This is a genomic window from Kosakonia sp. SMBL-WEM22 (assembly GCF_014490785.1).
In the GTDB taxonomy this organism is placed as follows: domain Bacteria; phylum Pseudomonadota; class Gammaproteobacteria; order Enterobacterales; family Enterobacteriaceae; genus Kosakonia.
The window spans coordinates 3,458,579-3,485,481 of record NZ_CP051488.1; the positions used below are offsets into that span (position 1 = coordinate 3,458,579).

Here is a 26,903-nt window from a genome sequence, read left to right on the forward strand (position 1 = left end):
GAGCCGAGATGCGAACTCTGGAACGAACCCGCCCCGATCTGGCAGCCTTTTTACGCGCGCACCGCCAGCGCTTGTCGCCCGCCGATGTCGGCCTGCCCAGCGGCAACCGACGCCGTACGCCGGGGCTGCGGCGCGAGGAGGTCGCGGCGCTGGCCGGGGTCGGTTTAACCTGGTACACCTGGCTGGAGCAAGGACGCGATATTGGCGTCTCGGCGCAGTTTCTCGATAACCTCGCGCGGGTGCTGAAACTGGATGCGGCCGAGCGGCGTCATCTCTTTATGCTCACCCACGCGCGCCCACCGGCCGAACCGGGCAAAACCTGGTGCGTGCTGCCGCCGCTGGTGCGCCGCCTGATGCACGATCTCCCCCACCCCGCCTTTGTGCTCAACCTGCGCTGGGATGTGCTGGGCTTTAACGCCCCGGCGGATGCGCTTTTCGGCTTTCGTCACCACGCGCCAGAGCGGCGTAACCTGCTCTGGCTGCTGTTCACCGATCCGCTGCTGCAGGAGCGTTTTGTCGCCTGGCATGAGCAGGCTCCGCTGATGCTGTCGAGCTTTCGCCGCGACTTCGCCCGCGCCAGTCAGAGCAGCGATATTGTTGAACTGGTGGACGAGCTGGAGCACGTATCGCCAGAGTTCAGCCGCTGGTGGCGGCAGCATGACGTCCACGCCCCCTGCAACGGTGTGCGCCATCTATGGTTTGATGAGCGATCGGTGCCGTTCGAGCATACCACGCTGATTATCGACGAAGATCGCCACCTGCGGCTGGTGGTTTATGCCCAGCAACAGTCAGCAGCTGAGTAGAGGCTAACGGGAAGACATTAAGGTAAAAATACGTGGGGCGTAGCGCCGAGAACCGTCCGGAAGGCCGCGGTAAACGCGGCAGGACAGGAAAAGCCGAGCTGGTAAGCGACCTGCTTCACCGGAATGCCGTTAGAGAGCAGATCCAGCGAGGCGCAGATGCGCGCCCGCTGCTTCCAGCTTCTGAAGCTGAAACCGGTGTCGCGGATAAACTGGCGCGAAAAGGTGCGTTCCGACATCGCCGCAATATGCGCCAGTTCACTTAACGACGCCTCCCAGCGCTGCCCAATCAGTAACTGGTTAGCGGCGCGGGCGAGGCGTTCGTCCTGCGGCAGAGGAAGCTCAGCGGCAAGCTGCTCTGTCTCGCTGAGGATCTCCAGTAACAACAGCGCCATTCTCCGCTGGCTTGGCGCTTTGTACTCATGGCTGAACAGCCCTGCAATCAGCTCTTTCACCAGTGGCGTCGCGCCAATCACATGCACCAGTTCGCTCTTGGTGAAGTTGCTGCATTCGGCGATCAGCGAGCGGCTGAAGTAGAGCGTGCGCAGGTCGGTTTCTGAAAGCAGCGTATAGCTGTGCTCCTGCAACGGCGGCAGCCATAACGCGCGCTGCGGCGGGATCACCCAGCGGCGCTCGCCGGTCTCCACCAGCAACACGCCGCGGGTGGCAAACAGCAACTGCCCTTCCAGATGGTAATGGGGCGGATCGACCTCTCCGCGTTGATAACCTCTGGCAAGGTTTGACCAGCCAATGGCCTCATCATGTCTTGGCGCTTTATCTATGCTGTTTGGCATTTGAGATTCAAAACCTGCATTTATGATTGGCCGGGTTATATCACCCCATCGCAATCTGGAGCAAACATCAATGCGGGTTCATTTTATCGTTCATGAAAGTTTTGAAGCGCCCGGCGCGTATGAAAGCTGGGCGCAGCAGCGCGGTTACCAGGTTAACCACTCCCGCGTCTATGCGGGCGATGCGCTTCCGGCCACGGCTGATGCCTTTGATCTGCTCATTATTATGGGCGGCCCTCAGGATCCGCATACCACCCAGGCAGAGTGTCCCCATTTTGATGCCCGCGCCGAGCAGACCCTTATCGCTTTGGCGATCGCGGGTGGAAAAGCGGTGATCGGCATCCGCCTGGGGTCGCAATTAATCGGCGAGGCGCTGGGCGCTGCTTTCGCACACAGCCCTGAGAAGGAGATCGGTAAATTCCCCATTACGCTGACCGCGGCGGGCAAAAATCACCCGCTGTTTGCCCATTTCCCTGAAACGCTGGCGGTCGGGCACTGGCATAACGATATGCCGGGCCTGACGGCCGATGCGCAGGTGCTCGCCTTCAGTGAAGGGTGCCCGCGGCAGATTGTCGCCTACAGCGATCGCGTGTTCGGCTTCCAGTGCCATATGGAGTTTACGCCTGAGGTGGTCGAGCGGCTTATTGCCCACTCCGAGGCGGATCTGAGCCGCGCTGCGCAATATCGTTTTGTCGAAACGGCTGAAGCGCTGCGCGCCCATGATTACCGCGAGATGAACGATATCCTGTGCCAGTTTCTTGATAAGCTTACGGCGTACTATCAAGACGCAACACAGGCGCTGCGCCACTGATCTCATCAAGCGTATCGCGCCCCGCCTCGCGCCACATACGCAGCAGGCGCTGGCGCGAATGGGGAGCGGCGCACGCAAGCAGTTGCACGCTCTCAATCTGCGCGACGGCGAAGTGGCGAAAATCGTCGCGGGTTTCACACCACGCGGCGAGCAGCAGATCGCGGGATAAGTAGCCGAGGGCGAAAGGCCAGATCACGCGCTCACTGCTGTTTCCCTGGCGGTCCATATAGCGAATACTCACTTTCAACTGTCGTCGGATGGCGGCGCGCAGCCCGGCAACGTGCCCGCTTTCCACCGCCGTTTCCGCCCTCCCCACCAGCAGCGTGGCGTGTTCAAACAGCGACTGCATCGGCGGCGGGATGCTCTGCATCACTTTGCCCGCCACCTCGTTGGCCGCCTTGCCAATCTCTGCATCACCATAGGTCGCCACCCAGCGCAGGCCGAGCGCCAGCGCATCCAACTGCTCCGGGGTAAACATCAACGGCGGCAGAAGATAACCCGGAGTAAGCAAATAACCGGTGCCCGCTTCGCCCTGGATATCCGCCCCCTGCGCGCGCAGCGAGGCGATATCGCGATAGAGCGTGCGCAGGCTGATGGACAACTCCTCCGCCAGGCTTGCACCGCTTATCGGATAGCGGTGGCGAGCCAGGATTTGCAAAAGCGCGAGCAATCTTGCGGCGCGCGTCGGTCCTGATGCTGACATGTTTTGTCACTCCTGCCTGCGATAGTCATCTCCCCATTACCTTGAGGAGAGAAGTGCCCAATGATACCGAATTTATTCATCCTGTATGTTTCCGACCCACAGCGCAGCAGCGATTTTTACCAGACGCTGTTTCAGCAAACGCCCGATGTGGTGCTGCCCACCTGGGCGGCGTTCTCCTTCGCCAACGGGCTTAACCTCGGATTGTGGTCGACCCGCGCCGCCGATTTTCTCTCCGGCGGCGAAGGTAACCGCATGGAAATGAGTTTCATGGTGCAGGATAGTGCGGCAGTTGACGCGCTCTACCAGCAGTGGCTGGGGCTGGGCGTTGAGATGGAGCAGCCGCCCGCGCAGGCGGTATTCGGCCGAACCTTTGTTGCCCGTGATCCAGACGGCCACCGCATCCGGGTTTGCATTCCGGATTAAGCGGGCTGTTCGCAGCCGCGGGAGATGGTATTGTTTTTATCCCTTACCGGTTGTTCGCCGGGCTTATCGCTTGATGCCCGGTGAACGCACCTTATAACGATAAAAAGGATCAACAATGCAACGAAACCTCGCCTGCCTGACACTCGCTATTTCCGCCCTGCTCGGCACCTCAATGCTGCCCGCAGTGGCCGCGCCGCTTCCGGTTACACCGGATCAATCGGTGCCGGTCAGTCACTACATTACACAGCTCAACGCCGATAAGAGCGTCACCTTTCGCCTCTTCGCGCCGGGCGCAAAGCGCGTCTCGGTGGTAACTGGCTCCAGCCCGGACAGCTATGTCTCACATGATATGCGCAAAGATGAGCGCGGCGTCTGGTCGTGGAAAAGCGAGGTGCTGACACCCAACCTCTATGAGTATTACTTTGACGTAGACGGTTTCCGCTCGGTCGATACCGGTAGCCGTTTTCAGAAACCGCAGCGCCAGGTGAACACCAGCTTGATTCTGGTGCCGGGCTCAATGCTTGACGATCGCGCGGTGGCGCATGGCGATCTGCGCACGGTCACCTACCACGCAAAAGCGCTGGGTGCCGAGCGCCGGATATATGTCTGGACACCGCCGGGTTATGACGGCAAAGGCGAGCCGCTGCCGGTGCTCTACTTCTATCATGGCTTTGGCGATACCGGCCTGTCGGCGATTGACCAGGGCCGCCTGCCGCAGATCATGGATAACCTGCTGGCGGAGGGGAAAATCAAGCCGATGCTGGTGGTCGTGCCGGATACGGAGACGGATATTGCCGGAGCGATCCCGGAGAACTTCCCGCCGAAAGAGCGGCGTAAAGAGTTCTATCCGCTGAATGCGCAGGCCGCCGATCGCGAGCTGATGCAGGACATTATTCCGCTGATCGATAGCCGCTTTAATGTGCGCAAAGATGCCGACGGACGCGCGCTGGCGGGCTTATCGCAGGGCGGCTTCCAGGCGCTCTACTCCGGTATGCACCATCTTGAGCACTTTGGCTGGCTGGCAACCTTCAGCGGCGTGACCACCGCAACGGTGCAGGATGCCGGAATTACCCGCCAGCTCGATAACGCCCAGGCGGTGAATAAGCAGTTGCATAACTTCACCGTGGTGGTTGGCGAAAAAGACGCCGTTACCGGCAAGGATATCGCCGGGCTGAAAACGGAGCTGGAGAGCAAGGGCGTCCATTTCGACTACAAAATGTACCCAGGCCTCAATCATGAGATGGATGTCTGGCGCCCGGCTTACGCCGAGTTTGTGCAGAAAGTGTTTAAGTGATGGCAAGCGCCTTCTCATTCCTAGGGAAGGCGCGTATCTGTATCTGCCGATCGCCTGAGATTTTTGCTGTCGCGCGCCGGGGGGTTGCCGAAAAGGCGCGCGTATTCGCGGGTAAACTGCGTCAGACTTTGATACCCGACCTCGGCGGCAACCGCGGCGACGTTGCCGGGGCGGCGCAACAGCAGGCTCCTGGCCTCATACAGCCGGAGCTGCTTCTGGTACTGTAATGGCGTCAGGCCGGTGCTGGCTTTGAATCGTCGGTGAAAAACAGAAAGGCTCATTCCCGCAAGACGCGCCAAATCCGTAATGCGCAGCGGCGAAGCAGAGTGGGAGCGCATAAAAGCGATTGCCGCGCGCAGCTTAGAAAAATGGCTCTGAATATCCACCGCCTGACGAAGGATCTCTCCCTGCGCTCCTTGCAGAGTACGAAAGAGGATTTCGCGCTCCAGCAGCGGGGCCATCACCTTTATCTCCTCTGGCCGATCGCTGAGGCGCACCATGCGCAGCCAGGCCTCTAACAGTGCTTCGCTGACTGTGCCGATGGCAAATGCCGGGGCGGTAGAGATTTCTGCGCTAAGCGGCATCTGGAGCAGCAGGTCGCCAAGAAGAGTGAAATCGAGGGTCAGGCGCACCGCCAGATAGGGCTCGGCCTCACTTGCCGCCGGGATATAACCCGTTGCGGGCAGATCAAAAGAGGCGATAAAAACCTGCCCGGCTGAATAAGTGAGAAGCCGATCGCCTACGCGCAGCGTTTTCTCACCCTGCACAATTAGGCTAATAAAAGGGGGATAGATCTCGGCGGGTAGCGCTAAAGGCTGCATGACTTTAAAGAGGTCGACACGAGGAATCAGGGTGCTTTTTAACCCCTCTACCGCTCGCTCTACCACCTGATGGCGCAGCGCATTAAGTAACGCATTCATCTCACACCCCTTCATTTTGCGCGCCCTGAGCCTGGCAGCATAAAAGCATAATCAGGCAAATAGTAGACAGGATTGTGACCGCAGGGCAAACGCTGCGTGGCTACTCTTTTGGCAATGTTCGCAAAAGAGGGCGGGATCGATGGAGATTAAAAACGCAGTTGTGGTTATCACCGGCGCATCCTCCGGGATTGGTGAAGCGACCGCGCGCGCTGCGACGCAGGCGGGTGCCCACATAGTGCTGCTCGCGCGCCGTAAAGCACGGATCGAAGCGCTGGCGGCAGAGTGCGGTGATGCGCTCGCTGTCGCGTGTGACGTAACGCGCCCGGAGGAGGTAAAGCGGGCAATTGAGAGTACGCTTGCCACCTTCGGCAGAATCGATGTGCTGGTGAACAACGCCGGGCAAGGGTTGTACGCTGCGATTGATGAGATTACGGCGACGGATTTTAAGGCACTGCTCGACCTCAATCTCGTAGCACCCTTGATGATGATGCAAGCCGTGATCCCTGCCATGCGCCAGCAGGGCGCGGGCAGCATTATTAATATCAGTTCCGGCGCAACGCTGGGGGCATGGCCCGGTTCAGGGGCTTACACCAGTTCGAAAGCGGCGCTCAATATGCTCTCCGACGTTGCGCGCCTTGAACTGGCAGGCGTGGGGATCGCCGTTTCCACCCTACTGCCCTTTATGACGCACAGCGAATTTTACCACGCAGTGAAAGCGGGCCGGGAGCAGGCCAGCGCGCAGGAAGCACAGAGCGCGTCGTTTATCCACGCGCCGGAACAGGTCGCCCGTGAGATCCTGGCGCTGATAAAAAGCGGCGCGGCGCGCGGCGATCTGGTGCCGGTAGAGTATGGCGGAAGCTATCGCGGGTAAGAAGGTTGCACCCAGGCGAAGAGAATAAGTTGAACTCGCAGGCCCGGCAGGCTAGCCTGCGTCAACAAATACCCTCTTCTAAACACAGGTAATGTCGGCAATGGCTTTAATCCCTAAGAACTACGCGCGGCTGGAAAGCGGCTATCGTGAGAAAGCACTCAAAATCTATCCGTGGGTATGTGGGCGCTGCTCGCGAGAGTTTGTTTACTCAAACCTGCGTGAATTGACGGTTCATCATATCGATCACGATCACACCAATAATCCGGAAGATGGCAGCAACTGGGAGCTATTGTGTCTCTTTTGCCACGATCATGAGCACTCGAAGTACACCGAAGCGGATCAGTACGGTACGAATGTGATTGCGGGAGAGGATGCGCAAAAAGATGTGGGCGCGGCGACCTACAACCCGTTTGCGGATTTAAAGTCGATGCTGGGCAAGAAGAAGTAAGTTTGCGTGAAACGCAGGCAATAAAAAACCCGCACATGGCGGGTTTTTTTCATTATCAGAAGGACTTACTGCTCAGGCTATCGCCGTCATCGCGGTTGTAAGGCTACTGATAATCAGCGCGGCTTACAGGGCAGTAACGTTGCCAGCTGCTGGGCCTTTAGCGCCGTTTTCGATGGTGAAGGAAACTTTCTGACCTTCATCCAGGGTTTTGTAGCTGTCGCTCTGGATTGCAGAGAAGTGTACGAATACATCTTTGCTGCCGTCGTCCGGAGTGATAAAGCCAAAACCTTTATCAGAGTTGAACCATTTTACTAAACCAGTCATTTTATTAGACATAGATAATTCCTTAATAGATGAGCCACTTAGCGCGGCGGTAATGGCCTGTAATTAGAGAGTATCTTATTTGGCACTTAGGAGGAGGCTCACGAAGAAGGGTATCTTTGGATAACTCTTGAACTGAGGACTGCTTTACTAAAACTGCTTTCATAAGGTCTGTCTTCCAAACCGATGGCGCTATTAAGACACAGCAAATTTCTTTTGGCAACGTCTAAGTTTAACTATTTTAACCGCTTACACGCCTGGATGGCTGCCTGCCAGAGTGTGAAGGCTTGAGTGGCGCGGGCTGGGCCGCTTAAGCCCAACGGCAAATTTTTTGTATTTATTGTGTCATTCAGGAACCTTTTTGCGAACTTAAACGCTCTCTCAATCATCTGCATGTTCACATTATCCCCCCTAAAATATAGGGGTATACTCCCGCCCGCAGTTCGATCTTGTTATGGCGAGGCTCCTGAGCAAAAACAAGTTACCGCCCTGATGGTGTCGAGAGAGACCACACAGGGAAATACAGGCATCCATCGAATCAAGGTGTTGCCAAGGTAACTTCCGGCGTTTTTTCGCGGATACGTTGCTCAGTGCTAAAACCGGGACGTAGGGATCTTCATCTATATATTCCTGTCTTGTTCGCCCTGTAAGCATTTTCTATAGGGAACGTTGTATGTCACATATTTATACTCACGGCGCACACTATCCAGAGGCGCATCAGGCTGGCGATAAGCTTGCCCACTACATGTCTGCCGACTTTATTGCATTGTCAGATGACCTGACCGTTGAAGAGGGGCGTTCGACATTTCTGCAACAGATTAGCGATGACTACTTTCCGACATACGCTTTTATTGTATGCGGTGCGATGCTGCGCGGCGCTCTGCCCATCAGGGCGTTGTTGCAGGAGGAGAATGTCGCGAAGCCGATTACCTCGTTGATGACCAGCGATCTGGTTCACGCCGCGCCTGATGATACGCGCCATGAAACCGCCCGGCTGATCGAGAGCCGGGGAATGACGCTGATTCCTGTCACGGAGCATGGCAGACTGGTTGGCTGCCTGGCAGAGAAAGAGATTGCCCACCTGCTTGCCGATGAGGCGACAGAGGATGCCCAGCGCCAGGGCGCAACTTTGCCGCTGGAAAAATCGTATCTGGAGATCACCCCGGTCGGGTTATGGAAAAAACGCGCGCTCTGGCTGTTACTGCTGTTTGTCGCAGAAGCCTATACCAGCAGCGTGATCCAGCATTTTGAAGAGGCGCTGGAGTCGGCAATTGCGCTGGCCTTCTTTATTCCGCTGTTGATCGGTACCGGCGGCAATAGCGGCACGCAAATCACCTCTACGCTGGTGCGTGCGATGGCGCTGGGCGAAGTGAGGATGGCCGACATGGGCCGGGTGATCCGCAAAGAGATGACCACCGCGCTGATGATTGCCGTCACCCTCGCCGCTGCGGGATGCCTGCGCGCATGGATGATGGGCATTGGCCCGGAGATCACCTTGATTGTCAGCCTGACGCTGCTCTGCATCACACTGTGGAGCGCAGTGGTCTCCTCCGTGATCCCGATGGTGATTAAACGCGTCGGTATCGATCCGGCGGTGGTCTCCGCGCCGTTTATAGCCACGCTGATAGACGGCACTGGCCTGATTATCTACTTCAAAATCGCCCAGTATTTTCTTGGGCTAAGCTGAAAACCGTACCCCCTCTCTTTACGGAACGCGCTGGCTTAATCCGTCGGCGCGCTATAGTCCCCTCCCCCCAATTTTCGGCGCATTCATTATGTTTCAGGACGTGCTATCGTCAGCCGTTAACAGACTGTTAAAAAAGGTTTTATGATGAGCACCCTCGAACAATTAAAAACAACGTATCCCGGCGCGCAGGCGTGGCAGATTGGCGACAGCCCGGCGCTTGCCGATGAACTGGCGGCGTTAGTGGCCAGCGGCATCAAAACCGCCTCCTGCGGTGCATTCACCTGGTGGCAAAGTGAAGAGTCCGCGCCCAAACTTGGCAGCTACAACATTATCCTTAACGGCGAGAGTGAGCCGGTGTGTGTGATCCGCATCATCTCGCTGAGACTAATGCGCTTTTGTGATGTCACCGAAGCGTTTGCCCGTAAAGAGGGTGAAGGCGACTTAAGCCTTGAATACTGGCGCAAAGAGCATCAGCGCTTTTTCAGCGCAGCCGGGATCTTCTCTGAAGAGATGGAGCTGGTGGCCGAGGAGTTTGTTGTCGTTGAGCGAGTTTGAATGACGCCGCATCACGCGGCATTTATTTATTTTTACTGCCAAAACGCCCCCCCACACCCTATAACCCCATTAAGAATAAGCCAATGATGTAATGTGGCTAATATAGAAAATTAATTTAGTAATTATTATTAAATAGCATTACTTTGCGTAAGCTTATTTTCTAATTGCGACTCATTATCATAAATATAATCACCACCTACTTATTATTTAATTATCAAAAGTCGACTAAATTAAATTAAACGGATGGTTATCGGCGTAAAAAAATAAAACTTTATGCTTTTTAATAAATAAAAAATAAACCATTAATCGAAATGAACACTTACGGCATCAAACAATCACCAAACACAGCCAACCCTTTGATCTATAATCAAATAACCTATCAAATTCAATTAGAAAATTTAAACAATTTACTTCATGGACAATTAACCATGCGTATCTATAATTCTTTTGTCGCCAGAGTTATTTAAATTAAAACCGCCTGAATATAGGGGGTAATTTTTATCGTGAGCGCATTAACCATTTTATAAATGCCATTTAAAACATTACAATCACCAGGGTAAAAATGAAAAACCTCTTAAATAAAATTAATCTTTCCACGAAGTTTATGGTGCTGGGTATCATTTCACTTCTCCTCTTTGCGCTGCCGACTGCTTTATTTGTAAATGAAAGTAGCCAGAAAGTGCAGGCAAAACAGGTTGAATTGAAAGCGATTCCGGTTGAGAAAAAGCTGTTAAAACTGCTTAACCTCATTCAGCGCCACCGCGCAGAATCCGCTATCGCTGTTACGCAAGGTAATCCTGCTTATCCTCCGCGTATTGCGCTGCGTGACCAGATTAACGTGCTGGCTGATGAGATTAAAACCGATCTCGTTGCTGAAAGCCCGGACGCGCACCCTTTACAGCAGCTCGATAAAGTTAATCAGCAGTGGCAGGCGCTGCAAAACCAGATCGACAGCCGCAGCCTGGCCGCGCCGGAAAGCCTGGTCTCTCATGCCGCGGTGATCCGCAGCTTGCTGGACTTCAATATTGATGTGCTCGATTTCTACGGCCTGTCGCTGGATCCCGATTTAGATACCTCACAACTGATTACGGCGGCGCTCTATCACCTGCCTGAACTGACCGAAACCCTGGGTCAGATCCGCGCCAGCGGCACCTCACTACTGGCGAAGAAGGATGGCATCAGCGAGGCCGACAACGCCCGCATGGAGTTTCAGATTAGCAACGGCGAAAAAGCGCTGCAGCTCTTTGGCGTCGGCATGCAAAAATATCTGAACGGTAATGAAGAGATGCGCAGCCTGTTTGGGCGTAAAACGGAAGGCGCTATTCAGGGTGCTACACAAGCGCTCTCCACCGCCCGCGAGATCTTTATTTCCCATTCGCGCCCGGCAATGGCACCAACGGAGTACGTGGCGATCTTTACCGAAGCCATTAATAACTTCACCGTGCTGGGTAACGGCATGAGCGATGAGCTGTCGGAGCAGTTAACTAAGCAGATTTCGGCGCAGCGTAGCGCACAGATCACCCTGCTGGCAGTGTTGATCCTCAGCGCGCTGTTGGGTATTGCCCTGACGGTGATGATCATTCGCTCCATTACCGGCCCGGTTAATGAAGCGGCACGCATTGCGCAGGAAGTGGCCACCGGCGATCTCACCTCCCGTATCGCCGTTACTGGCAGTAATGAGATGAGCGCGCTGTTACAGTCCCTGATGAAGATGAGCGAACACCTCTCCGAGTTGGTCAATGATATTAAAAACAACGCCGTAACTATCGCGACCTCCTCGGAAGAGATCGCCAGCGGCAACAGCGATCTCTCTTCACGCACTGAGGAGCAGGCCGCTTCGCTGGCACAGACTGCCGCCAGTATGGAGCAGCTTGCCTCGATTATTCAGCAGAATGCGGACAACACCCGCCATGCCGCGTCGATGGCGGGTTCGGCGACCAGCGCCGCGCTGCTCGGCGGCGAAGCGATGGAGTCCGTACTGGCCTCCATGCACAAAATCAGTAACAGCGCCGGTCAGATTGAAGAGATCATCGCAGTGATTGACGGTATCGCCTTCCAGACCAATATCCTGGCGCTGAACGCCGCGGTGGAAGCGGCCCGCGCGGGCGAGCACGGTAAAGGGTTTGCCGTTGTCGCCTCCGAGGTGAGAGCCCTGGCACAGCGTTCTGCCGTCGCGGCGAAAGAGATCAAAGAGCTGATTGAAAACTCGGTCAGCGATGCGCAGTCGGGCATTAAGATGGCGGAAAACGCCGGGGATAAAGTGAAGCAGAGCGTTAGCGCTATTGAGCAGACCTCAATGCTGATAAGCGAAGTCTCCGCCTCTTCTGCCGAGCAGAGCTCCGGGGTGTCGCAGATTAATATCGCAGTAAGCCAGATGGATCAGGTGACGCAGCAGAACGCCGTGCTGGTTCAGCAGTCCGCCTCTTCCGCAGACGATCTCGCCGAGCGCGCGGCGCGCCTGCGCCAGCTGGTGGCCGTCTTCAGAACGCAGTAATCCTCTGCGGCTCAGAATGCCCCCATTCTGAGCCATTAACGCCGACGCCGCCGGGATCATCAGGCGGCGTCCTCACCTGCCTCTGTTTCACCGCCCGCTTTTTAACTCTTGTGCCAGCGTGTGCAGCGTCGCCTGTAGCCAGCTGGTCGCGCCTCGCTTGCCGCTGCGCTTATGGGAGTAAATTTTCACCTCAAACGGCGCGATGTTGAAAGGCAGGGCAAAAAGCGTGATATCCACAGCGGGCATCAGCTTCTCGGCGGCAAAACGCGGGATCGCCATCAGCAGATCGCTTTGGGCAACAATAAACGGTGCACTCAACATCGACGGCGTTTTAAGCGCGATCTGTCGCGTATACCCCATCTGCTCAAGCTGTAGATCAATCACCCCCTGCTTCTCATTCCACGGCGTCACCACCAGATGCCGCGCGGCAAGATAGTCTTCGAGCGTCAGCGAGGAACGGCGTTTGTTGCTGATAACGACATACTCATCTCTGAACCAATTAATCTCATCCAGTTCCGGATGGCGAAACGCGTCCGGGGTGCTGAACCCCAGCGCCAGGTCGATCTCGCCGGCCAGTAATTCGGTGAGTGCCGGGCTATGCGGGAGGTAGATGAGGTCAAAACCGAGACCGGGTGCGTCATATTGCAGCTTCTCCATCAGGGCCGGAAAGATGCAAAACGCGGTGAAATCGGTAATGGCGATCTGCAAACGTTCCGTCGTGGTAGCAGGTGAGAACTCCGGCTGCGGCGTCAGCTGCTGGTTTAGGAATTTCAGCGCCGAAGCAATGGAGGGCGCGAGCTGGGTGGCGTAGACACTGGGGCACATCCGGTGCCCCTCCCGGTAAAAGAGCGGATCATTGAGCGCGGTGCGCAGCCGTGAGAGCGCATGGCTGAGCGCCGAGGTGCTCATCGCCAGCTCATCAGCCGCAAGGCGCACCGAGCGGTAACGGTAGACGGCGTCAAAAACGGGCAAAAGGTTTAAATCAAGACGCCGCAGCGCCGGATGCATAATATTCATCATTGTGTGATTTCATTGCACTTAATTCTTCAGACGATACCCCTTATGCTTAGCGGCAGCAATCTCGCCTCTCGACCAAACCAACAGGAAAACCGATGAGCCTTACCATTCGCCCGGCCTGCCCGGAAGACGCATCCGCTATTTACGACATGATTTATGAGCTGGCCGTGTATGAAAAAGCGCCGCAAGAGGTGGTCACCACCCCCGATGAGATCCGCGAGACGCTGTTTGGCGCGGGTAGCAATACCGAAGCTTTGATCTGTGAAATTGCCGGGAAGATCGTCGGTTATGCCGTCTTCTTCACCAGCTACTCCACCTGGCTTGGCCGCAACGGTATCTATATGGAAGATTTGTATATCTCCCCTGATTATCGCGGCCAGGGCGCGGGTAGAGCGATGCTAAAACAGATTGCGCAGTACGCCGTTGCGCGCCGTTGCGGCCGCCTTGAGTGGAGTGTGCTCGACTGGAACCAGCCGGCCATTGATTTTTACCTGAGCATTGGTGCGCTGCCGCAATCTGAATGGGTACGCTACCGCCTTGATGGCGACGCGCTGCTGAAATTTGCTGAATAAAAGCCGCTCACCGCAGCAGCTTGACAGGCTAAACACCGCACTTCGCTGCGGTGATTTTTATGATGCGGCCAGGAAGCAAAGCGGGCGTCATGCCCGCTAGATGCGAGAATGGGGCCGTAGGGTTAAAGAGTGAAAGAGGTTAATTCTTTAATTTCTGCCTGCGGGTTCGCTTCTTTAATCGCGTGTAAAAAAACAGCGAAATTATGGTTGAACAAGGTGATGTTGTGATAAAAACTGACCTGTTTTTCCCCGCCATCGCTCTGCCAGGTCACCACCCAGCTTCGTCTGTTATTAACCATCGTATAGCCCGGTTTCACCCGTACTATTTTTGCTAGCGGAACTTTAAGCGTCACCTTTTCCTTTTGCTTAATCTGATAAAAAAACTGTTCGTCATAGTAATAGAGCGTGCGAGATGCGAATAAACCGAACAATGATGGTGGCGTCGAAATTTTTCTTAGCCCATTACTCTCCGTTACGATTTTTTTCGGATGACGAAGCGATCTATAGAAATATCTCATCAGGGTTACAAAGAGAACGACGGGAATGAGTCCCAATAAAATAATTAAGGCTTCCTTCATATACTTCTCCAACGCTTCGGCAGCACGACTCTTTACCGATAATAAAACGTGCAATTAGTATCAACAAAACATGAAACGTAACGGCTCAGTTGGTTATTAAGCGAGGCTGATGAGCGTATTCATTTCGGTAAGCAACCAGCGTTCAAAACTCGCCAGCGCAGCCTCATTTTCTCCTGTTTCCGCCGGTTTTACTAAACAGAATTTTTTGCTCAGACAATCTGATGCAGGCCAGGGCGAAACAAGCGTGCCGCAGCGCAACTCATTCTCAATATACATACGTGGAACCAGGGCAACGCCCTGCCCCGCCATAACGGCCGCGATAGCCATTTCATGCAGATCGTAGCGCGCACCCTGCGCCGGGTTATCAAGGTGTATACCGCTTTCGCGGGCATAGCGCTGCCATGCATCGGGGTTTTGCCGACGGTGAATGCGCGGAAGTGCGTTTAACTGCTGATTGACGTCATCATGGGTCAAGAGTGCAGGATGGCAAACAGGCAGCAGATTTTCCTGAAACAGAAACTGCATTCGCATACCTGCCCAGGCAGAGTGTTGAAAATGAATAACCGCATCAAAGCCGCTGCCAGGCAAAATAAAGGGATCGGTTCTCGCTGCAATATTTAAAGTTATGTCCGGGAATGACGCGTTAAAGCTATTCAGGCGGGGAATAAGCCAGCGGCTGGAAAAGGTCGGCAGGACAGCAATATCGAGGCTTCTGCTATCTTCCGGAATGCCCATTACATATTGCGTATCCCTCTCCAGCCGATCGAGGGTTTCACGCACGTGATGCGCGTAGCGCGCGCCAACCGGGTTTAGTTTTACCCGGCTTCCCACGCGATCAAAGAGCTTACGGTTCAGCAGCGCTTCAAGACGCGCAATCTGGCGGCTAATCGCTCCTTCCGTTAACGATAGCTCCTCCGCAGCCCGGGCAAAATTTCCGTGCCGTGCTGCGGCATCAAAAGCCTGAAGCGACGCACTACTGGGTATTTTTCTGCGCATAGAAAGGCTCCTTGTGCTCGCGTTTAATGACTAAATGTCATTGATGGGTGACATATTATCGATTTTAAGCGGTTAAACCAGCTTGTAGCATGATGAAAAATCATTGAGTGAACCTGTTTGCTCGCATTTATGACTTATGTGGAGAGGGGCTGATGTTCTATACCGTGGAGTGCTCGTATAACGATGCTGAAAGCGAGGCTGAATGGAATGCGTTTTACAGCCAGCAAAAGCTACCCGCATTAATATCTGTTACTGGCTTTACTACCTCTCAACGTTTTCGTGCTCTCCAGGCTGGCTGCCCTGCTTATCTTGCCATTCACACCGTCAATGATGCGGATGTGCTCAGCAGCGAGGAGTACCGTTTAAAGGGCGGCGGTAATTTTTCACGTTGGCAGGCCTGCATTACTGACTGGCACCGTAATCTCTATACCGGTGATGGCCTTGCTCCTGCCCTCGCTTGCAATGAAATTCTGCTATTGAGCGCAACACCTATCGGCTTTTTAGAATCAGAACTGGGATATCGAGGACTGCAAATGGATGCGGTAGCGCTGGATAAAACCCCTGCACATCGCGTTGCTTATGTTCTGCCTGTTGAAATGGCTTCGCCCTTTACGGATATGCCCGGTGTCTGGCTCTACGAGTCCCTTACACCGCAGTTGCAGAGCACTGAAAAAGGGACGCCATAACGTTATGCCTAATCTGACTTTTTATATTTCTGAAAACCACGCTGGCACGTTCAAAAATCTCTACGGTTTTACCGACAGATGCAGCGCCCTCTGCTGTGACATCCTCGGCGCAGAACGTAAAAATGTGCATATCATTTTTATCAATGTAAAGCCGGGCTGCGGGCTGCCGGTCTATGCCGAGCTCTTTTACCGTCTCACTCCATTGCGAACCCATGAAGTGATGGAGAACTTTATGCATGAACTGGATATTGCCACGCAACAGGCCTCTGGTCTGACGGCCCGTATTCGCTGCTTTGGATCGCAAGCAGAACACCTTTTCGCCCGCAACTGACCCCGAGGTCGTGATGAGCCACGCTTTTCCATTCCGCCAGATTGGCGATTTCCAGCTAACCGCGCTGAGTGACGGCACAATGTCAGCCAGTCTGGAACTATTATCAGGTATTAAAACCGCTGATGCGGATGCGATTCAGTGCAGTGCCGGCATCGATAAGCCCGGTGATATTCATATAAACAGTTACCTTATTCGCGGCCGGAGGCAAGTAATTCTGGTTGACGCTGGCGCAGGCGCGCCGGGACAACTCATATCAAACCTTGCCGCAGCGGGCGTCAGCCCTGACGAGGTCGATACCGTTTTATTAACGCACTGCCATCCGGATCATATTGGAGGCCTGCTCAATGCAGCAAAAGAGCCGGTTTTTAAACGTGCTGAAATCATTCTACATCCACTCGAAGCTCAGTACTGGCGGGATGAGACAAAACGCGAAATGGCGAATGAGCGCGGGCAGCGTAATTTTTTGCTGGCCCGGCAAACCTTGCAGGCGTATGCCCCGAATATCCATTTTTTCAACGGTGAGAAGATAGCCGGAGGTATCCTACCGATATGGTTACCGGGCCATACGCCAGGTCATACCGGTTTTCTCATCGAGTCGGAGCGTGAACGCTTATTAATATGGGGAGACATTGTTCACTATCCGCATATTCAGTCAGCACAACCGGCGGTTTCGATTCTGTTCGACGTCGATCCCGCGCAGGCCGAGGCAACCCGGAAACAAATAATGCAACAAGCGGCCAGCGAGAAACTGCTCATTGCAGGTATGCATTTAAATCAGACGGGGTTTGCCCGTGTTAGCAGAGAGGGCTGCGGATACCGTATTGATTATACTGAGAAATAAGTAGGTCGCCTGGCTGACGGACAGGGACGTTATACCGCTGAACCAGGCATTTATCTCCTTCTTCCTCACCCTCTGAAGCTAACGAGGGATAAAAATTCGCTACCCATTCTCTTTTTTATCACTCCCTGTCCCGACCTTTTTGCAGAAAGCTATCACGAGACAGCCTTATGAATGCCCGCGCTTTCAGTGACAAAATCATTGTCACTTCGCTGAGCTAATAGTGCCCTTTTTTATGTCGTACGCGCGGCTCCGTCGGCGCGTTTCTGCCTCTCTCCAGTGTTAACTCCCGCTTCGTTTGCCTTTTTCCCTGAGCAAAAAATATATTAATTTTATTTATGTTTTAATGAGCGGAGCGCGATTTCCTTAGTACGAACCGGCATTAAAATGCAACTGATTTAAAAGTAAAAATCGCTATTGAAAAGCCTTTGGTGTCGGCGTACAGTAAAAATACTGTATATAAATACAGTAAAAACCATCACACAAAGGACATCACATATCATGGCTACTAATGAAAACAGCACCGCCATTACGGAAGTCGCCTCTTTTGCAGCACTGCGTGCACGTAAACCTGCAGCCGAGGGTGAACGCGTTTTTCTGACCTCATGGAATGCACGAGCAGCATCCGATCGATCCATAAATTATGGCGAAGGATGGTTTATCGGAAACCTGGTGGCGGGGACTGACGATGGCGGTTTTATTGCCAGCAACGGCGGGTCATACCATTGGCGACGCGAAGCAGATATCGAGGCACTCACCGTTCACGATTTTGGCGCCGTACCGGGCGGCACCGTGGACTGTGCTCCTGCTGTCAAAGCAATGTACGAATTTATGAACGGTGCCTTCGCACGTGGCGCAACCAACGATCTCTCCGGCAAAATTGGCGTCCGTTTCGGTGCGGGCACCTATCTGATTAAGCCGCTCGACATGCGCCGTTACGGCAAGAAGATCGCTGCCAACGACGCTGAACTGCCTTATAACCCAAGCGGTTACTTTGCCGCAGGCGACTTTGTCCTGCGCGGTGTGACCACCAGTTTCGGCAAACAGATTGCGACCCGCATTATTTCTGATAAGTCGAATTCAGCGGTGCTGGCGCTGAACCACCGCTATTTCTCCATTTACGGGATTGAGTGGGAGGGGCAGCAAACCGTCAAGCAGGATGAAAAGAGTAACCTGCTGATTGGCGCTACCCTTGGGGTGTTCAACGATACCGCTTCCAACAAACAGCCGTTTCTTACCAACGAATGCGTGGGCGGCACCTTTGCTAACGTCTCCTATTTCAAGGCCAGCAATACCGGCGAGGCGACGATTTACTATCTCGACAGCCTCGACAGTAAATTTAACCAGATCTACTGCAGCAAAGTGGCGGGCCCGGTGATCAAAGTGGGCTGGAGTAACCGGCCATACGGCGTCTGGGATCACTCCACGGCGATTGAGCTTTCTGAATTTAACTTCCAGTACTGTTATGCACCGGCGATCTGGATCCCACGCCACGGCCAGGGGCTGATCCGCAACGGCTGGATTGAGCACAGCGCGGTGCCGATGGATATCAACAACGGCCAGTGGCTGATTGAGGCGCTGAGCATCGAGTCATCCACTTATGACGCCGTGTTCTTTAACTCACGTGTGGTGATGTCGCAATGGTCAAACCCGACCGGCGTCAATTATGACCGCACCACCGAGCCGGGCAGCGATAAGTGGTTCAGCTACCCGAAAAACCCGGACGGCAGTGCAATCATCTCGAAGCTTTCCGCCTATGAAATGGGCATGTCGCTGTTTCAAAATAGCGGCACTTATCTGGACAACCCGCTACGGGCTCAGTGGCTGAGCGGCGTGCTGCGTGGCACCATTGACAGCAAAAAACTGTGGCTGAATATCGGCTCGTTCCGCATGCCAGAAACCGGCACCCACTGGAAGATTGAGGTCGATTGCCGCAGCACTTACTACAGCCTCGGAGGAAGCGGTCCGATGCCGGTAAATAACGATCGCTCTGCGGGAACACTGCATATTCACGTTGCGCGCGGTGCTGCGGACGTTCCGGCCATAACCTACTGGATGGAAGGTGCGCCGGGCATTACCGAAGTAAAGTATATTGCTCAGGATTTCAACACGCTGCTGCCGGGCTTGTGGATCAAACTTCCGGCAACCATTGGCGAATATGCAGTGCACGTTCGCGGCACCGGTGTAACCCGCAAGGAGAAAGGGGAGTGGGCCATCTTTACGCCGGATGGCCAGGTGCAGGCGGAAGCACCGAACGGCGTGGACGCCGAACCCCGCGCCTCGATGCACAACGGTAAAGCGGGCTTCGGTGCGCAAAGTGATGTTGCGGCGATCAGTACCCGTTCGCAGGCCTCATCCAGCGTACCGGTTGAACAATCCAAGCCGCGCCAGTGGATGCGGGTAAATATCAACGGCGTTGAGTATGCGATGCCTTACTACGCCTTTACGCCGCAGATTAAGACTCAACCAGCGGCAACCGTTGCTGTTGCCGCCGGCGCTACGCTGAACCTGGCCGTGGAAGCCAATGATGCCGCCAGCTATCAGTGGCAGAAATCGACCAACGGCACCAGCTGGAGCACTATCTCCGGTGCCAATAAGGCGACATACAGTAAGGATGCTGTCACCGCGGGCGATGCGGGGCAGTATCGCTGTGTAATCAAAGGGCAAGTTGGCGCGGTGGACTCATCCGTGACCACCAACCAGGTGACCACTACCACTTCAGTGGTGACCATCAAGGCCTGATGCGCCTGACTAAATAGAAGAGAAGCCACTCTCTAAAAATCCACGCGCTTGCGTGGATTTTCTTTGCTTTCGCACCCTCTCTTACTCGCTTTTTATATTCTTACTCATATTGATGCCGGTTACGTCAAAGCCGATTGCCTCATACACATGGCGCGCTCGTGCGTTATCGCCCGCCACGCGAAGGCGGATCTGCTCAACGCCCTTCGTCCGCATCTCATCCTCAAAGGCTCGCAGCGCGCCTTTGCCAAGGCCCTGCCCCTGGCAGGCATTGAAGATATGAAAATCATAAATAAAGAGGGTTTTCATCGAAGCGTCCGGTTTATACCAGAGGTAGCCGACATGCTTCTCACCCTCCGCCAACAGGCAGAGCAAAACGTGGCCCGGCGTATTAACGCCTTCCGGGAGATCGTCGGCGATCTCCTGCGTGGCTCTGGCCTGCGCCTCTGCCGCAGAAAGGCGATAGTTTGCAGCAATCTCTTGCGCATAGTCCGCAATGAAATAGTCCAGATAAGCCGGGTATTCATCCGCACGCATGGGGCGCAATGTAATCATTGGTGTTCCTTTTATTAAAGCGGGACTGAGCACCGCGCTGAATTATCGGCCTTCACAATAAAGCGCCCCGCTGACGCTGTCAGCATAAAAGCGCTGGCAATGTGAATCCCCTTAGCTGACGCAAAGCACAATCTTGCCCTGAATACCCCCCTGTGAAGCACGGCGATGTGCGGCGGCGGCGTCACGAAGAGGATAGATGCTGTCCGTCACTACGCGTACCTCACCGCTCGCCAGCAGTTCGCCTGCTTGCTGAAGCTGCTGGCCGCTGGAGCGAACCTGCGTCGAAGAGACCATAATCCCGCGCCGCGCAGCCTCTTGCTGCCCGCTAAAGCCAAGCGGATTGACCAGGTAGAGCGCCCCGCCGGGTTTAATAAGCGGCAGAAAACGCTCCAAATTCGCGCCGCCAACGGCATCCATCACCAGATCAACCGGCGGTACTACGGTTTCTGCGTCCTGCCGGGTGTAATCAATGAACTCGCTCGCCCCCAATTCTCGCAGCAACGCCTCATGTTTTCCGGAAGCGACGGCAATTACCCGCGCGCCCTGCCAGCGGGCAAGTTGTAGAGCGAAGTGCCCAACGCCGCCGCCAGCGCCGTTAACCAGAACCGTTTTTCCCTTCAGCGAAACAGGGATATGTGGAAAAGACTGGAAAGGGTTAGGCGCATGATGACCAGGATCGATCAGGAACTGCCAGGCCGTCAGCAGTGACATCGGTGCAGCGGCGGCCTGCAGATAATTAATGCCCGGCGGCATTAATGCCAGTTCGTCGGCAGGGACAGCGATGTATTCGGCATAGGCTCCGCTACCTTTCATCAGATCCTGCGGAAATCTCACCATGGAATAGACCTCATCGCCCGCGCAAAAACCGTGCGCACCATGACCAATAACCTCCACCACTCCGGCAATATCAGTGCCGGGGATAAGCGGGAAAAGAGGGTTGGGCTGCCACTGCGGTGGTAGCGCGCGGTAGCCATTGCGCAGATAGAGATCGGGCGGGTTAATGCTCGCCGCCTGCACCCGCACCAGTACCTCACCCGCGCCGGGCGTTGGACGCGGCGCCTCTTCATAACGCAACACCTCCGGCCCGCCAAATTCGTGCAGACGCACGGCTTTCATCATGGCACTCATCGCTCTCTCCTCTGCATTGTCTTTAGCCAGTGCAGAATATGACAGTGTCTACAGGTTGATAATGGGCTTACCTTTCGCTTTACTTATGCCATGAAAGAACAAATCGGTTTTGAACGCCTGACGGGGCTGATTGCTTTTGCACGCGCCGGATCCCTTGGCAGCTATACAGCAGCCGCACGGGCACTGTCGATTTCGCCTTCGGCGGTGAGTAAGAGTATTCAGCGGCTGGAGCAGCATCTCGGCCTGGTGCTTTTCACGCGTACGACGCGCTCGCTGGCTTTAACGCCGGAGGGGCGCGACCTGCATGAACGGGTAGTGCGGCTATTACAGGATGCGCAAGAGATTGAGCAGGCGGCGAAGAGAGCCCGCGCTGAGCCTGGCGGCACCATACGGGTTGCCGCCTCGCTGCCGGTCGGGCTGCATATGCTCGCGCCCATGCTGGCGCAGTTTCGCCAGCATCAACCCGCGGTGCAGATCGATCTGCGCCTCGCCGACGAACGGGTAAACGTAATTGATGAGGGGATTGATATCGCGCTGCGCATTGGCGATCTGCCCGATTCGCAACTGTTGTCGCGCCGCCTCTCGCCTTACCACCTCGGTTGTTATGCCTCGCCTGACTACCTGCACCAGCATGGCGTTCCGCGCCACCCTGATGAACTGGTGAACCATGAGACGGTGAATCTGCGTTATAAAAGCAGCGGGCAGCTGTTTCGCTGGCCGTTCAGCATGGGAGATCGGGAAGTTGAGTTACTGCTCCCCGCAGCAATCGTTGTAGACGCCAGCGAAGCCGTGCTGACTACAGTAGCAGCGGGCGCAGGCATTGGCATGGTAGCAAGTTTTATGGCGGCGTCATGGGTTGAGCGAGGCGCACTTGTTCCTGTGCTGGCAGAGTTTGCCGTTGAAAAGCACAACCTCACAGTGCTGTGGCCCGAGAGTCGCCGCGCGAATCCTGCGGTGCGCGCCTTTCTCGATCTGTTATTTGCGCAGTTATAAACGCGCGGCAGGTTGTGGCATTTGAGAAGCGCAAGCGCCTCTGGCTGAGCAGAGGCGCAGGCAAAACATTAAACATCCAGCGTGCGAAGCACCACCAGTTCAAGGGCATTTCGCAGGATATCTTTACGGATCACATCCGTTTCAGTCTCAACGCGGGCGATAAGCGCCAGCATGATATCTTTATTTGCCACCGTCGCTTTCACGGCCTGAAGCTCACGGGTCACTTCGTCAATGATCTCTTTTTCAGCCTCGAAGACCGAAAAAACTGACTGGAGGGTCTGCGGGAGTGTTGCGGTCGGATTGTTCATTTTATTTCACTCATTAAGTGGGCCCGGATTACGCATGGTTGGGCCGGCAGCCTGGTCGCGAGGTAAGTTGTACAACTTACCACTGCAAACTTGTACAAGTTGCTACTATAGTGCCACTCATTCAGAACTGCAATGTCACAACTGAAATAATTCACCACGCAATGAGTTGTTATAACGCACCTTTCTTCCGCCATGCGCGAAAAATACGCACCCGGCCGCCGTTCGTGCCAGCGCCGGGTGATATTAAAAACAGTGCTTACGCAGACATACCGCCATCAATCACCAGCTCGGCACCGCTGACATAACTGCTTTCGCCGGAGGCCAGAAACAGTGCTGCAGCAGCCACTTCATCGGGATTACCCAGCCGCTTCACCGGAATTTGCGCGCTCAGCGTCTGCCTGACATCATCGCTCGCCTGGCTGAACATCGGCGTATCAGTTGGCCCCGGGCTGAGGGTGTTAACCCGGATGCCGCGCGGAGCCAGCTCGCTGGTCCAGGTGCGGGCATAGGAGCGCACCGCGGCTTTGCTGGCCGCATAAGTGCCATAACCGGGCACCGCCATGCTGCCTGCAATTGAGCCGAGCAGGACGATGGTGCCGCCCTCGCCCATCTGGCCGATGGCCTGCTGCACCGTGAGCACCATGGCGCGCACATTCAGGCCAAAGGCGCGGTCGATATGCTCTTCCGTGCTCTCCTCAAGGCTTGCAGGTTCAGAGACGCCCGAGGAGTAGACGAGGATGTCGAGCCTTCCGGCTCTGGCATTAATGGTGTCAAACAGACGGCTCCGATCGTGAATATTCGTGATATCGCCTGCAATCGCCTCAACGTTGCCGCCGATAAGCGTCACCGCTTCTGCCAGCTGCGCCTCGCGTCGTCCGGTGATGAAAACATGGGCGCCCTCTTGTGCGAATCGTTGAGCAATCGCAAGGCCGATACCGCTGTTACCGCCGGTCACCAGGGCGGTCTTACCTTCAAGTTTCAACATGGCTACTCCAGAACGTGGGGATGGACGCCTGATGATACATTTCGTATATTTACCGTCAATTACGCACCTGATATACACCAGATATAGAGAAGGTAACCTTATGTCGACCGATATCCCTGCCCTGCTGGCTGAAATTAACAGTACGCGCCCGATCCTTGAACAGGTTGCCAACAAGTGGTCGGTGTTGATCCTGACCGTGCTGTGCAGCGAACCCTCACGCTTTAATGCCATCAAACGCCGGCTCGACCCCATCACCCATAAAGCGCTAACAGAGGCACTGCGCCGCCTTGAGCGTAACGGGCTGGTTAACCGCCGCGTCATCGCCTCATCACCGGTGGCGGTCGAATACTCCATTACCCCGCTGGGCCGATCCTTACAGGATCCGTTTGTGGCGCTGGTGAGCTGGGCGAGGCAATACGGTGTGGCGATTGAGCAGGCACAGGAGGCTTACGACGCGCGGCGTACCACGGAAGAAGAGGTGTAATCTTCCTGCATAAACAACGGGGGCAGGATTTAAGCAAGGAGGGTGAAGCAGATAACAATTCAAAGAAGATCCGCTTTGAGCGAACAGCGGAGATTGACCGCTGCCCGATTACCGCCAGACGCTTGCGATGAAGCGGCATAGGGTAGCGAAAAGTCTGGGGGGCTTTTGTATCATCCGCAGCCGCATAAAACATGCCCAGAGTGCTAATCAGATTCTTTTCGACATGGATAGACCTCAACGTCTGGCCTGCACTGCACCCGATCATGAAAGGGATTCATATTACCGTGAGATATGGTCACTTCCTCTTGCTCCGCGTTTCTGGCAAAACTATAGCGGAACTGTAACGGTAACACTTCAGGTTGCACATGTATTAGTAGCGCTCGCTCCCCTCCGATCACGTACTCCTGTACGCACCGGGGATCCGCTTAATTGCCGCCTTTGCGCAACTCGAATTATTTAGAGTACAGAGGCGATAAAATTTTATATCAGACGTCGGATGCGGTTTTTATGACTACACAATTTACCTTCACGATTAAGAGCGGGCGTTTTGACGAACATTATAACCCCTCCGAAAGTACGCGAATCACCACTAACTTTGCCAATCTGGCAAGAGGTCAGAACCGCCAGCAGAATCTGCGTAATACTCTGGCGATGATCAACAATCGTTTTAACAGCTTAGCCTGCTGGGATAATCCTGAAGGCAATCGTTATGCCGTTGAACTGGATATTATTTCTGTGACGATGAATATCGACGGCAGTGGTAATGCCTTTCCGGCAATAGAAATATTAAACACCACGATCATCGATAAAAGAACCGATCGACGCATCGCAGGAATTACCGGTAATAATTTCTCCTCATACGTGCGTGATTATGACTTTAGCGTGCGTCTGTTGGACCATAATAAAAACCAGTCAGCATTTACTATTCCGGATGATTTTGGCGAACTGCACGGCAATATTTTCAAGCATTTTGTCCGCTCTGATGAATACAAAAACGCGTTTAAAAAACCACCGGTGATCTGCCTGAGTGTGTCCAATAAAAATGCCTATTACCGCACCGGCAATCAGCACCCTGTTTTAGGATTCGAATACCAGCAGGATGGCACATCGCTGACTGAAACCTATTTCAAAAAAATGGGCCTGCAGGTCCGGTACTTCATGCCGTCAGGTAGCGTTGCGCCGTTCGCCTTCTTTTTTATTGGCGATCTGCTAAGTGATTACAGCAATCTGGAACTTATTAGCACTATCAGCACCATGGAGACGTTCCAGAAGATTTATCGCCCGGAGATTTACAACGCAAATGCCGCAGCGGGTCTGCACTATCAGCCCGACCTGAATAATCAGGATCACTCATTAACCAAAATTGTTTACGATCGCGAAGAGCGTAGCCAGCTGGCGATTGAGCAGGGGAAGTTTACGGAAAAACATTTTATCGAACCCCACAGGGATATTCTTGAGCAATGGTCTGCCCACTACCCGCTTTGATTTATTAAATATAAGGTCACCAGCTATGAAAACATTGCTCCCCACGTCTACCGCCGGTAGCTTGCCTAAACCCTCCTGGCTGGCCCAGCCTGAGACGCTCTGGTCGCCGTGGAAATTGCAGAATGAAGAACTTATCGCCGGGAAACAGGATGCGCTGCGCTTGTCCCTCGACGAACAGTTACGCGCCGGAATTGATATTGTTAGCGACGGCGAGCAAACCCGTCAGCACTTTGTCACCACTTTTATCGAACATCTGAGCGGTGTTGATTTCGAGAAACGCGAAACCGTTAGAATTCGTAACCGTTACGATGCCAGCGTCCCGACCGTTGTGGGTGCCGTGGAGCGTCAGAAACCGATATTTGTTGAAGATGCCCGCTTTTTACGTCAGTTGACGAAGCAGCCCATCAAATGGGCGCTACCGGGGCCGATGACGATGATCGATACGCTTTACGATAATCACTATAAAAGCCGTGAAAAGCTCGCCTGGGAGTTTGCTAAAATTCTCAATCAAGAAGCCCGTGAATTAGAGGCTGCAGGCGTGGATATTATCCAGTTTGACGAACCGGCGTTTAATGTGTTTTTCGATGAGGTCAACGACTGGGGTATTGCCGCTCTGGAAAGAGCTATCGAAGGGCTTAAGTGCGAAACCGCCGTGCACATCTGCTATGGCTACGGGATCAAAGCCAACACCGACTGGAAAAAGACGCTGGGTTCAGAATGGCGTCAGTACGAACAGGCGTTCCCGAAACTGCAAACCTCAGGTATCGATATTATCTCTCTAGAGTGCCATAACTCCCGTGTACCGATGGATCTCCTTGAACTGATCCGGGGCAAAAAAGTGATGGTCGGGGCCATTGATGTGGCGACCAGTGCGGTTGAAACCCCAGAGGAGGTTGCTGAGACGCTGCGTAAGGCGCTGCAGTTCGTCGATGCCGATAAGCTCTATCCCTGCACCAACTGCGGAATGGCGCCGCTTTCGCGTCAGGTCGCCACCGGCAAGCTTAATGCTTTAAGCGCAGGCGCGGATATTATTCGCCGCGAGATTCTGAATAAATAAATCTGACGCACGACGAAAATAATAAAATCTGTC

At 54.4% G+C, this 26,903-nt stretch carries 29 protein-coding genes and 1 riboswitch; of the genes, 18 read left to right on the forward strand and 11 right to left on the reverse strand.

What is annotated here, in order from left to right; genetic code table 11:
• Positions 1 to 8 precede the first annotated feature (8 nt).
• A complete protein-coding gene (locus tag HF650_RS16550; RefSeq protein WP_187799555.1) occupies positions 9 to 803 on the forward strand; it encodes a helix-turn-helix transcriptional regulator in 795 nt (264 codons plus the stop codon).
• A gap of 17 nt (positions 804 to 820) precedes the next feature.
• Here the strand turns inward: HF650_RS16550 and HF650_RS16555 are convergent, their stop codons facing one another.
• Complete coding sequence (locus tag HF650_RS16555; RefSeq protein WP_187799556.1) at positions 821 to 1,594, reverse strand: helix-turn-helix transcriptional regulator; 774 nt, start codon at positions 1,592 to 1,594, stop codon at positions 821 to 823.
• A 70-nt stretch (positions 1,595 to 1,664) separates the two neighbouring features.
• Between HF650_RS16555 and HF650_RS16560 the strand changes: the two genes are divergently transcribed.
• Positions 1,665 to 2,402, forward strand: a complete 738-nt coding sequence (locus HF650_RS16560; RefSeq protein ID WP_187799557.1) for a type 1 glutamine amidotransferase — start codon at positions 1,665 to 1,667, stop codon at positions 2,400 to 2,402.
• Here the strand turns inward: HF650_RS16560 and HF650_RS16565 are convergent.
• Positions 2,359 to 3,105: a YafY family protein gene (locus tag HF650_RS16565; RefSeq protein ID WP_187799558.1), complete on the reverse strand. Its 747-nt coding sequence runs from the start codon at positions 3,103 to 3,105 to the stop codon at positions 2,359 to 2,361. The genes HF650_RS16560 and HF650_RS16565 overlap by 44 nt on opposite strands.
• Before the next feature lie 60 nt (positions 3,106 to 3,165).
• On the opposite strand from HF650_RS16565, the gene HF650_RS16570 reads away from it, so the two are divergent.
• Together HF650_RS16570 and HF650_RS16575 are read left to right on the forward strand one after the other, a co-directional pair.
• Entirely contained in the window at positions 3,166 to 3,528 is a 363-nt protein-coding gene (locus HF650_RS16570) for a VOC family protein (protein ID WP_187799559.1), read from the forward strand.
• 172 nt (positions 3,529 to 3,700) lie between these two features.
• Positions 3,701 to 4,822: an alpha/beta hydrolase-fold protein gene (locus HF650_RS16575; protein ID WP_223284333.1), complete on the forward strand. Its 1,122-nt coding sequence runs from the start codon at positions 3,701 to 3,703 to the stop codon at positions 4,820 to 4,822.
• Between the two features lie 20 nt (positions 4,823 to 4,842).
• Here the strand turns inward: HF650_RS16575 and HF650_RS16580 are convergent, their stop codons facing one another.
• Positions 4,843 to 5,742, reverse strand: coding sequence for an AraC family transcriptional regulator (locus tag HF650_RS16580; protein WP_187799561.1), 900 nt, complete (start codon positions 5,740 to 5,742; stop codon positions 4,843 to 4,845).
• Between the two features lie 139 nt (positions 5,743 to 5,881).
• Between HF650_RS16580 and HF650_RS16585 the strand changes: the two genes are divergently transcribed.
• Together HF650_RS16585 and yajD are read left to right on the forward strand one after the other, a co-directional pair.
• Entirely contained in the window at positions 5,882 to 6,613 is a 732-nt protein-coding gene (locus HF650_RS16585) for an SDR family oxidoreductase (RefSeq protein ID WP_187799562.1), read from the forward strand.
• A gap of 100 nt (positions 6,614 to 6,713) precedes the next feature.
• Entirely contained in the window at positions 6,714 to 7,061 is a 348-nt protein-coding gene (gene yajD / locus HF650_RS16590; RefSeq protein ID WP_023479696.1) for an HNH nuclease YajD, read from the forward strand.
• Between the two features lie 123 nt (positions 7,062 to 7,184).
• On the opposite strand, the gene cspA is transcribed toward yajD, so the two are convergent.
• The gene (cspA, locus tag HF650_RS16595; RefSeq protein ID WP_023479762.1) at positions 7,185 to 7,397 is read right to left on the reverse strand and encodes an RNA chaperone/antiterminator CspA; all 213 of its coding nucleotides are present in this window, start codon (positions 7,395 to 7,397) and stop codon (positions 7,185 to 7,187) included.
• A gap of 426 nt (positions 7,398 to 7,823) precedes the next feature.
• A riboswitch (M-box (ykoK) riboswitch) is annotated at positions 7,824 to 8,001 on the forward strand.
• 54 nt (positions 8,002 to 8,055) lie between these two features.
• Between cspA and HF650_RS16600 the strand changes: the two genes are divergently transcribed.
• The 3 genes from HF650_RS16600 (at position 8,056) to HF650_RS16610 (ending at position 12,118) form a co-directional block, all read left to right on the forward strand.
• A complete protein-coding gene (locus HF650_RS16600) occupies positions 8,056 to 9,069 on the forward strand; it encodes a magnesium transporter (protein WP_223284184.1) in 1,014 nt (337 codons plus the stop codon).
• Positions 9,070 to 9,213: 144 nt separating this feature from the next.
• Complete coding sequence (locus HF650_RS16605) at positions 9,214 to 9,624, forward strand: ASCH domain-containing protein (protein ID WP_187802724.1); 411 nt, start codon at positions 9,214 to 9,216, stop codon at positions 9,622 to 9,624.
• A 562-nt stretch (positions 9,625 to 10,186) separates the two neighbouring features.
• A complete protein-coding gene (locus HF650_RS16610; RefSeq protein WP_187799563.1) occupies positions 10,187 to 12,118 on the forward strand; it encodes a methyl-accepting chemotaxis protein in 1,932 nt (643 codons plus the stop codon).
• An 87-nt stretch (positions 12,119 to 12,205) separates the two neighbouring features.
• Here the strand turns inward: HF650_RS16610 and HF650_RS16615 are convergent, their stop codons facing one another.
• The gene (locus HF650_RS16615; protein ID WP_187799564.1) at positions 12,206 to 13,138 is read right to left on the reverse strand and encodes a LysR family transcriptional regulator; all 933 of its coding nucleotides are present in this window, start codon (positions 13,136 to 13,138) and stop codon (positions 12,206 to 12,208) included.
• Between the two features lie 92 nt (positions 13,139 to 13,230).
• Between HF650_RS16615 and HF650_RS16620 the strand changes: the two genes are divergently transcribed.
• Positions 13,231 to 13,707 carry a GNAT family N-acetyltransferase gene (locus tag HF650_RS16620; RefSeq protein WP_187799565.1) on the forward strand — a complete coding sequence of 159 codons (477 nt, stop codon included), beginning with the start codon at positions 13,231 to 13,233 and terminating at the stop codon, positions 13,705 to 13,707.
• 122 nt (positions 13,708 to 13,829) lie between these two features.
• On the opposite strand, the gene HF650_RS16625 is transcribed toward HF650_RS16620, so the two are convergent.
• Both HF650_RS16625 and HF650_RS16630 read right to left on the reverse strand, forming a co-directional pair.
• On the reverse strand, positions 13,830 to 14,285 hold the full coding sequence (locus HF650_RS16625; RefSeq protein ID WP_223284185.1) for a hypothetical protein: 456 nt from the start codon (positions 14,283 to 14,285) through the stop codon (positions 13,830 to 13,832).
• A 96-nt stretch (positions 14,286 to 14,381) separates the two neighbouring features.
• Positions 14,382 to 15,281: a LysR substrate-binding domain-containing protein gene (locus tag HF650_RS16630; RefSeq protein WP_187799566.1), complete on the reverse strand. Its 900-nt coding sequence runs from the start codon at positions 15,279 to 15,281 to the stop codon at positions 14,382 to 14,384.
• Between the two features lie 152 nt (positions 15,282 to 15,433).
• Between HF650_RS16630 and HF650_RS16635 the strand changes: the two genes are divergently transcribed.
• The 4 genes from HF650_RS16635 (at position 15,434) to HF650_RS16650 (ending at position 19,878) form a co-directional block, all read left to right on the forward strand.
• Complete coding sequence (locus HF650_RS16635; protein WP_187799567.1) at positions 15,434 to 15,967, forward strand: sugar ABC transporter; 534 nt, start codon at positions 15,434 to 15,436, stop codon at positions 15,965 to 15,967.
• A gap of 4 nt (positions 15,968 to 15,971) precedes the next feature.
• Positions 15,972 to 16,298 carry a hypothetical protein gene (locus HF650_RS16640; protein WP_187799568.1) on the forward strand — a complete coding sequence of 109 codons (327 nt, stop codon included), beginning with the start codon at positions 15,972 to 15,974 and terminating at the stop codon, positions 16,296 to 16,298.
• Between the two features lie 13 nt (positions 16,299 to 16,311).
• A complete protein-coding gene (locus HF650_RS16645; RefSeq protein WP_187799569.1) occupies positions 16,312 to 17,139 on the forward strand; it encodes an MBL fold metallo-hydrolase in 828 nt (275 codons plus the stop codon).
• Positions 17,140 to 17,637: 498 nt separating this feature from the next.
• Positions 17,638 to 19,878: an immunoglobulin domain-containing protein gene (locus tag HF650_RS16650; RefSeq protein WP_187799570.1), complete on the forward strand. Its 2,241-nt coding sequence runs from the start codon at positions 17,638 to 17,640 to the stop codon at positions 19,876 to 19,878.
• A gap of 81 nt (positions 19,879 to 19,959) precedes the next feature.
• Here the strand turns inward: HF650_RS16650 and HF650_RS16655 are convergent, their stop codons facing one another.
• Entirely contained in the window at positions 19,960 to 20,430 is a 471-nt protein-coding gene (locus HF650_RS16655; RefSeq protein WP_187799571.1) for a GNAT family N-acetyltransferase, read from the reverse strand.
• Between the two features lie 111 nt (positions 20,431 to 20,541).
• Positions 20,542 to 21,558 (reverse strand): NADP-dependent oxidoreductase, encoded by a 1,017-nt coding sequence (locus HF650_RS16660; RefSeq protein WP_187799572.1) that lies wholly within the window; start codon positions 21,556 to 21,558, stop codon positions 20,542 to 20,544.
• Between the two features lie 90 nt (positions 21,559 to 21,648).
• Between HF650_RS16660 and HF650_RS16665 the strand changes: the two genes are divergently transcribed.
• Positions 21,649 to 22,551, forward strand: coding sequence for a LysR family transcriptional regulator (locus HF650_RS16665; RefSeq protein WP_187799573.1), 903 nt, complete (start codon positions 21,649 to 21,651; stop codon positions 22,549 to 22,551).
• Positions 22,552 to 22,619: 68 nt separating this feature from the next.
• Here HF650_RS16665 and HF650_RS16670 read toward each other — a convergent pair whose 3' ends face one another.
• Together HF650_RS16670 and HF650_RS16675 are read right to left on the reverse strand one after the other, a co-directional pair.
• Positions 22,620 to 22,859, reverse strand: a complete 240-nt coding sequence (locus tag HF650_RS16670; RefSeq protein ID WP_187799574.1) for a biofilm development regulator YmgB/AriR family protein — start codon at positions 22,857 to 22,859, stop codon at positions 22,620 to 22,622.
• 256 nt (positions 22,860 to 23,115) lie between these two features.
• On the reverse strand, positions 23,116 to 23,844 hold the full coding sequence (locus tag HF650_RS16675; RefSeq protein ID WP_187799575.1) for an SDR family oxidoreductase: 729 nt from the start codon (positions 23,842 to 23,844) through the stop codon (positions 23,116 to 23,118).
• Positions 23,845 to 23,944: 100 nt separating this feature from the next.
• Between HF650_RS16675 and HF650_RS16680 the strand changes: the two genes are divergently transcribed.
• The 3 genes from HF650_RS16680 to HF650_RS16690 all read left to right on the forward strand — a co-directional run bounded on the left by HF650_RS16680 (position 23,945) and on the right by HF650_RS16690 (position 26,870).
• Positions 23,945 to 24,328, forward strand: a complete 384-nt coding sequence (locus HF650_RS16680; RefSeq protein WP_187799576.1) for a helix-turn-helix domain-containing protein — start codon at positions 23,945 to 23,947, stop codon at positions 24,326 to 24,328.
• A 507-nt stretch (positions 24,329 to 24,835) separates the two neighbouring features.
• Positions 24,836 to 25,813 (forward strand): DUF1852 domain-containing protein, encoded by a 978-nt coding sequence (locus HF650_RS16685; protein WP_187802726.1) that lies wholly within the window; start codon positions 24,836 to 24,838, stop codon positions 25,811 to 25,813.
• A gap of 25 nt (positions 25,814 to 25,838) precedes the next feature.
• Positions 25,839 to 26,870 (forward strand): methionine synthase, encoded by a 1,032-nt coding sequence (locus tag HF650_RS16690; RefSeq protein ID WP_187799577.1) that lies wholly within the window; start codon positions 25,839 to 25,841, stop codon positions 26,868 to 26,870.
• Positions 26,871 to 26,903 lie beyond the last annotated feature (33 nt).